Below are 7,715 nucleotides of genomic sequence, written 5' to 3' on the forward strand. Positions count from 1 at the left end.
ATAAAGTTACCAACATGTTGGTTTGAAATTTGTGCTAAGTCTAAAAGACCAATGGAAGGACATCGTTCAGACGCAGGTAAAGAAGAATTTCATTGAAATGTTGAACATCACCCTTGAACATACTTGGGCATTGCAAGGATTGGATCCGCTGCACAAGGATCCTTTCGACCGTCTATTGATTGCTCAATCCTTATGCGAATCTCTTGTTCTGGTTTCAAAAGATCCTCTCATTCATCAGTACCCGCAAGTTTCAGTTCTCTGGGAATAAAGACAATCTACTCTAAATTTCAAATGTAATGTAAGCCATGATAGATTATGAAAAAAGTCTGAACCCGGCGCAGCTGGAGGCGGTGACCACTACCCGGGGTCCGGTGCTGGTTATTGCCGGTGCCGGCAGCGGCAAGACCCGGACCATTGTTTACCGCCTGGCATACCTTGTTGAGCAGGGGGTGCCTCCTGAGAGTATCCTGCTTCTAACCTTCACCCGCAAGGCCGCCTCCCAGATGCTGCGGCGCGCCGGAGAGCTTTTGAACCGGGAGATGGGCATGGTCAGCGGGGGGACCTTTCACGGGTTCAGCTATATGATCCTGAAGAAGTTCGCCCCGGCCCTGGGATTTCCCCAGGGGTTCTCGGTAATGGATGCGGCTGACGCTGAGGAGCTTTTCAAGGGCGTGCGCAATGAGCTGAAAGTAGGACAGGGGGACAAGTCCTTTCCCCGCACCCGCACAATACTTTCTTATCTGAGCAAGGCCCGCAACAAGGAATTATCCCTGCAAAGCATTATCGAATCCGAGGCAGCCCACCTGCATAATTACCTGGAAGACCTCAAAAAGCTGGAAGACGCTTATTTCCTGGAGAAACAAAAGCAGGCCCTGCTGGATTTTGATGACCTGCTTTTTTTCCTGGAAAGGCTCCTCACGGACAACTCCGAGGTCCTGGAATACGTGCGCAGCGTGTACAGCTACGTCATGGTGGACGAGTACCAGGACACCAACCTGGTCCAGGCCAGGCTGGCCAGGCTCATCGCCTCGGATCAGGGCAATATAATGGTTGTGGGGGACGACGCCCAGTCCATCTACGGCTTCCGCGGGGCGGACGTGGGCAATATCCTGGATTTTCCGGGCACCTTTCCCGGGGCCAGGGTGATCAAGCTGGAGCAGAACTACCGCTCCACCCAGCCGGTGCTCAGTCTCACCAACTGCATTCTGTCCAGCATGGGCCAGAAATACGAAAAAAATCTCTTTTCCACCCGTACCGACGGGGCCAGGCCGGAGCTCATCACCCCGTCAAGCGACATGGCCCAGGCCGGGGCTGTTCTTTCCCGGGTGGAGGAGCTCAGCAGCAGATACCCCCTGCACGATATAGCTGTTCTTTTCCGGGCGGCGTACCATGCCTATCCCCTGGAGGTGGAGCTGAACAAGGCTTCCATCGGCTACCAGAAATTCGGGGGCATGAAATTTTCTGAGGCGGCGCACATCAAGGATGTCTTGTCCCTGATGCGCATGGTCCAGGACCCTCCGGAGATTCTGGCCTGGAAGAGGGGGCTGGGGCTTTTGAAGGGGGTGGGTCCCAAGACTGCCCAGCGCCTGTACCAGGCCTACTGCACCTCTTTGACCTCAGGGGATGGTTCGGAGCTGAAAAAGTTCGAGACCAAAAACGAGCAGTTCGCCGGACTCATGGAGCTTCTGCGCAGGCAGAAGAACCTGCCGGCCAGTCCTTCCAGTTTTTTGACGGAGGTGCTGGATTTTTATCGACCCTTCCTGGAGGAAAAGCACATGGAGGACCTGCCCAGGCGGCTAAGCGGTCTGGAGCAGCTGGAGCAGATAACCTCTGCCTACAATCATCTGGAAGCCTTTCTGGCGGACATGGTCCTGGAAAATTCCGACCCGGTGGGGATGCAGGCCAGGGAAGACGCCCTGGTACTGTCCACAATTCATTCGGCCAAAGGGCTGGAATGGTCTGCGGTGCTTTTAATCGACCTGGTGGAGGAGCGCTTCCCCTCCAGGCGGGCCATGCAGGACCCGGATGACATGGACGAGGAGCAAAGGCTTTTATACGTGGCCTGCACCCGGGCCAGGGATTACTTAGGACTTTTTGTGCCTCAGAGCATCTACCAGCGAAGCACCGGCTTCAACCAGCGGGTCTGGCCCAGTCCCTTTGTGCGGGAAATCGATACGTCTTTGTACAGCAAGGTGAAAGAGCAGGCCGGAATTTTCTCCGGGGAAAAAAAGAATCCGCAAGGTGATGGGCCGCTGCCGGGGGAGGTAAGCCCCCGGTCCAGCAGGCGCAGTCAGACGTCAGCTGTGCCGGCCGGGGGATACTGCCGGCACAAGGTCTTCGGCCGGGGCAAGGTGGTCCAGGCCCTGCCGCCCAACAAGTACAAGGTCAATTTCCCCGGGGTGGGGCTCAAGACCATAAGCGGTGACTACCTGAATTTTGAAGAATAATCGTAACTGCTCACCTTAATGATATGACCTCCAGTGGTCCGGAAATTCGGCCCCTGGCTTTTCGGCCGCAGGTTCTGAATAGTTACGAATAATCCAAATAATCCATAAACCAACCATTGCTTATGCTTAAATCCGAAGATCATTTTCTGGAAATAGTCAACAGCCTTTTCCCCAGGGAGCATCCGCACATGGTGGTGGGCAGGGGTGACGACTGTGCAGTTCTCAAGTGTCCTGCAAGCCTGTGCATGAGCAGTGATCTCTTCCTGGAGGACGTACACTTCAGAACCAGGTATTTCACCCCGGAAGACATCGGGCACAAGGCCCTGGCGGTGAACTTAAGCGACCTTGCAGCGGGCGGGGCCAGGCCCCTGGGTTTTAACCTCAATCTCATCTGGCCGGTATACCTGGACGAGGACTTCTGCAGAAGCATGCTGTCTTCAATGGCTGAGCTGGGGGCAAAGTTCAAGCTGGCCCTCACCGGAGGGGACTTAAGCTTCGGCAAATCCCTGGGTCTTGCCGTGTGCATCTGGGGAAAAAGCCCTGCCAGACAGATGCTAAGAGGTAAAGCAGAGCCCGGGGACGTACTTTTTGTCGTGGGCAAGGCAGGCCTGGCGGCATGCGGGCTCAGTCTGCTGGAGGAAAACGATCCCGGACTGGACAGGTATCCGGAATGTGTGGCTCAACACCTGAGACCCAGGCCCCTGGTGCGCGAGGGGCAGGTGCTGGCCGGGATAGAGGAGGTCAAGGGTCTTATGGACGTCTCCGACGGCCTGGCCCGGGACCTGCCCAGGTTCTGCAGGCGGGGAACCGGGGTGGAGATCTGTTCGGATTTCAGGGTTCATCCTGAGGTTGCATTTTTCTGCCGGGACAGAGGCCTTGATCCTCTGGCCACGGCGCTCAAGGGAGGGGAGGATTACGCCCTGCTGGGAGCGTGTACACGTAAGGGGTGGGATACGGTCAAAAAAAAGATTCTGGACTGCAGAAGGCTGGGAACAGTTACGGATAAGCCGGGTATATTCCTGCAGGACAGGGAGCTTGGCCTCAAGGGATTTGATCATTTTGAAAAATAAGGGCCTGCACGATTCGCGCAGGCCCTTATTCGATGTGACTTTAAAAGTCATTTTTTCAGTCAAAGACATCAGATATCGGATGTCAGATGTCAGAGGTCAAAAAAACAAAGAGTTATGTCACGCGAACCACGCCAACCACGCGAAGTGCGTAGCAGGACGCGTGATTCATTCCTGAATGATTCATTTCCCGACGTTTTGCAGGTGCATCTTATTTAAATGCTGCAAAACAGTCAGGTGCAGCGCATATTATTCGTCAGGCGGCAACGTGCACTCATTTATTCCGCATTCGCTCAGGCTGGCATCCAGGTAAGCCCTTTCATCAGGACCGAGGATGCCCATGGACAGGGCCATGACTGTCCACAGGTGAACACATTCGTAGCCTCCTTCAAAGTGGTGGGAGAGGTCGTGTACCTGGGAGTGGCAGTTGTGACATGGTGTAATCACATATTTAGCCCCGGTTTCCATGATCTGGTCGTGTTTGACCTTGCCGTAGCTCTGACGGGCTGACTTCAGGCCGGCTTGAAGAAATCCACCGCCTCCGCCGCAGCAGAAGTTGTTGGATTTGTTGGGCCAGGTGTCCACGAAGTTTTCTTCGCCCACGCAGGCCTTGAGCACGTAACGCATATCATCGGCAATGGAGTCGCCGAAGGTTTTGCGCACCATGTTGCAGGGGTCCTGTACTGTGAACTTGATCTTGAGATCCTTGTTCCAGTCCGAGGAAAGCTTGATCCTGCCTTCCCTGACCCAGTCGGCATAGAGCCGGATTATGGATTCGATTTTGAATTTGTGAGGAATGTTGAACTTTTCCAGTCCGAACCGGACTGCGTAGAGTTCATGCCCTCACTCCGTGTTGAGCCAGTATTCACAGCCCAGGGCGTCTACGGCCTCGGCCTTTATGCGAACAATTTTTTCCCACTCAGCATCGTTGGCTGCGAACATACAGTAGTTTTCCGCGGCCCAGCCGGCTCGGCCATAAGTCCAGTCTGCCCCTGCCTCGTGCATGATTTTCCATAAGGGAACCATTTCGTCGGGTTCTGTCATGGGCTCGCGGGAGTTCTGGTTGAGAAAATACTTGGCCCCCTTACGGTCAAAAGTGACCTGCAGGTCCTTGTATCCGCGCTGCTGACTGCGGACCTGCTCCAGGGTTTCTTCCACGGCCTCGACGAAATCTTCTGAGGTTGCTCCCATGGAACTGGTGGCATCGTCGATCATGGCCGCTTTACAGGATTGCACGATTCCCCTTGGCTTTTTTTCCTCGGGCCAGGTTTTGCGGGCCTGGAAAACAAGCTGGGGGATATTGATCTGCATGGGACATGCATGAACACACCTGGTGCACATGGTACACATCCAGACCCAGGGGGTGGAGGTTACTTCTTCATCCATGCCCAGGGCTGCCATGCGCAGGAACTTCCTGGGATCCATTCCTTCCAGCCCGGTGGCCGGGCAGCCGGAAGAGCAGGCTCCACATGTTAGACAAAGGTTTAAGTGCCCCTGTTCAGGCAACAGATCTCTAACCTTGTCCAGAAAGGTTTCTTTGGGCTCTGCTCCCAATTTTAGAGCTGCATCTGCCATAGATGTCCTCCTTGGGGGTTTATTGTTAAATTTTTCTCAAGAGTTAGCAGAATATTGCAGAAAAATACGATAAAAACATCAGCTGGCCCCTTTAGCTCTTAGAATATGCTAAAAGCTGTAAGGATTCAACAAATATTTTTAATGGGCACAGATTTACATTTTTGAGGTGAAATGGCAAGCAGGAGTTTGCGGTTTTTTCTGTTCGGATAACCAGGAGGTTGATAGATGTCGGCACAGGCGCTTATTGTACTGGCTCACGGCAGCCGCAACTTCAGGGCCAACCAGGCATTTCTGGAGATGGTGGAGAAAGCGGGTCAGGAGAGCGAAGAGAAGAACATTTTTGGTGCCTTTTTTTCCCTGGCGGATCCGGGTCTGGAAGATGTGGTGCAGAAGCTCTGCCGGGAGGGAATTGAAAAGATATTGATTTTTCCCTACTTTCTTCTGGACGGCAGCCACGTGGAAAAGGATATCCCGGAACGTGTGCGGTTGATGGGTGAAAATTTTCCACGGGTCAGTTTTGAAATATTGAGCTCCCTGGAGCACGAACCCCTTATGAAGAGTATCGTAGTTGATAGGGCGAGGAGGGTAAGTTTGTAAGTGTGGGAGTGTGGGAGTATGGGAGTGGAAGAGGATGCAAGGCATGGGGCATAGGGCAGGGAGCATAGGGCATGGGGAAGAGAGAGTAAGAAGGTGTGCGAGGAAACGGGACATAAAAGAGGAACAGGGCTGGGCAAGAACTAAGGAAAGTCTGGGGGAATGGAAATGATTACATCTGAAAAGGTCTGGGAAAGGCTGGAGGAAATCAGAAAGAAAAGGCCGCTGGTGCTCAACCTGACCAATATAGTGGTGACCAGTATTACGGCCAATGCCCTTCTGGCCCTGGGGGCGTCCCCGGCCATGACCAGGTCGGAGCATGAAGTGGAGGAGCTGACATCTCTTGGTTCTGCACTGGTTTTAAACATGGGCACGCCATGTATGAACCAGGTCCAGGCCATGCGCCTGGGTGCATCCAGGGCGGTAAAGCTGGGTGTCCCGGTGGTGCTGGATCCTGTGGGGGCCGGGGCCAGCAAGCTGCGTGTGGATGCTCCCATGGAGTTTTTAAAGAAAGGCTGGGTAAGCATACTGCGGGGCAATGCCTCGGAGATCATGGCCCTGGGGGGCTCCGGGGACAAGCCCAGAGGGGTGGACAGCCTGCATGGATCTGCCCTGGCCCTGGAAGCGGCCAGGGAACTTTCCAGTCGTTATGAATGCGTGGTCTGCGTCAGCGGGGAGAAGGACCTGGTGGTTTCCGGGGATAAGCTCCTGACGGTCAATAACGGCCACCCCATGATGACTAAGGTTACCGGGATGGGATGCTGCAGCACCTGCCTGGTGGCGGCATTTTCTGCCGTGGAAAAGGATTTTTTGCAGGCTGCGGCTATGGGCATGGCAGTCATGGGCCTGGCCGGGGAAAGGGCCGTCCTGGAAGCCGGGGGACCGGGAAGCCTGCAGACAGGATTTCTGGATATTTTGTATGCAATGGATAAAGAGATGCTGCAAGGCATGCACATCAAGGAAGAGGTATAAATGGAGGCAGTAGCTGTCGGAGTTTGCCAGACCCGGGTGATGCGCCGGGTAAGTGATATTCAGCCCTGGCTGGACCTGATTGAAAGGCAGCAGGGCCCCTGTCTCTGGGTGTTTCCTGAACTGTTCATGGGCGGATTTGATTATTTGCAAAGGGACCGCTGCTTAGAGATGAATCTGGAGGTCAGGCAGATAATGAGCGAGTTCGCATCCAGAACGGAGAATGTCCTGGCCGGGAGCTTCTGGGAGGAAAAGGACGGAAGGATATACAACGCCTTTGAGCTTTTCACTCCGGACGGGGAAAAATATTCGCCATACCAGAAGCTGCATCTGTTTAAGCCGGGCAAGGAGAATATGCACTTTGAACCGGGGCGGCATGCACCGCAGTGTTTTGAATGGAAAGGTATAAAAATTGGATTCGGCATCTGCCATGATCTGCGCTATCCTGAGCTTTTTCTGTACCAGCACGAATTCGAGCCGGATCTTTTTATACTCACTTCGCAGTGGCCTATGGCCAGGGTGGAGCACTGGCAGGCCCTCTTAAAGGCCAGGGCCATCGAGAACCAGTGTTACGTTCTGGGGTGCAACGGTACAGGGGCTTCCGAACTGGGGGACCTGGCCGGACATTCATGCCTGATTACCTCCTGGGGCAAAACCGTGTTCAGCCTGAGCAAGGAAGTGGGGCTGAAGAAATCCGGGCTGCAGGCGGAAGTGATCCTCACGGACCGCAGGGGATTTGACAGCCGCAGGTCTGATTTTTTTCATTTGGATTCAAGAATTTAGGAATTTAGGAATTTAGGGATTGGGGGATTGAGGGATTGAGGGATTGAGGGAGAGTAGCAAGGGGCATGGGGAAGATGAAGATTTTTTGGCACTGGCAGCCGTGGGCTGCACATGGGCGGCTTCGCCGCGCACGGTTAAGAGTGGAGCCTGTCATGCAGAGTTTCTTGCCTGACATGCTGTCTGGGCTCTTTATTCTTCAAAACCGTGTGTGCGGAGCACCTGCCTGCCCGCTAAAATTCCGCAGGACAGCAAAGCGTATTTTAGTCGGGTGTGAAGCCTG

At 54.2% G+C, this 7,715-nt stretch carries 6 protein-coding genes; 5 read left to right on the forward strand and 1 reads right to left on the reverse strand.

From position 1 onward, the window contains the following. Positions 1–305 precede the first annotated feature (305 nt). The gene (locus D5S03_RS12705) at positions 306–2,447 is read left to right on the forward strand and encodes an ATP-dependent helicase (RefSeq protein WP_287044285.1); all 2,142 of its coding nucleotides are present in this window, start codon (positions 306–308) and stop codon (positions 2,445–2,447) included. 122 nt (positions 2,448–2,569) lie between these two features. After that, positions 2,570–3,517 (forward strand): thiamine-phosphate kinase, encoded by a 948-nt coding sequence (gene thiL, locus D5S03_RS12710; RefSeq protein ID WP_287044286.1) that lies wholly within the window; start codon positions 2,570–2,572, stop codon positions 3,515–3,517. Between the two features lie 246 nt (positions 3,518–3,763). Here the strand turns inward: thiL and D5S03_RS12715 are convergent, their stop codons facing one another. Then, a complete protein-coding gene (locus D5S03_RS12715) occupies positions 3,764–5,089 on the reverse strand; it encodes a (Fe-S)-binding protein (protein ID WP_287044287.1) in 1,326 nt (441 codons plus the stop codon). Positions 5,090–5,314: 225 nt separating this feature from the next. On the opposite strand from D5S03_RS12715, the gene D5S03_RS12720 reads away from it, so the two are divergent. From D5S03_RS12720 to D5S03_RS12730, 3 genes are all read left to right on the forward strand, one after another. Next, on the forward strand, positions 5,315–5,686 hold the full coding sequence (locus D5S03_RS12720) for a sirohydrochlorin chelatase (RefSeq protein ID WP_287044288.1): 372 nt from the start codon (positions 5,315–5,317) through the stop codon (positions 5,684–5,686). A 165-nt stretch (positions 5,687–5,851) separates the two neighbouring features. After that, a complete protein-coding gene (thiM, locus tag D5S03_RS12725; RefSeq protein WP_287044289.1) occupies positions 5,852–6,655 on the forward strand; it encodes a hydroxyethylthiazole kinase in 804 nt (267 codons plus the stop codon). Beyond that, positions 6,656–7,435: a nitrilase-related carbon-nitrogen hydrolase gene (locus D5S03_RS12730; protein WP_287044291.1), complete on the forward strand. Its 780-nt coding sequence runs from the start codon at positions 6,656–6,658 to the stop codon at positions 7,433–7,435. Positions 7,436–7,715 lie beyond the last annotated feature (280 nt).

This window comes from Desulfonatronospira sp. MSAO_Bac3, from assembly GCF_003838035.1.
GTDB lineage: Bacteria > Desulfobacterota > Desulfovibrionia > Desulfovibrionales > Desulfonatronovibrionaceae > Desulfonatronospira > Desulfonatronospira thiodismutans.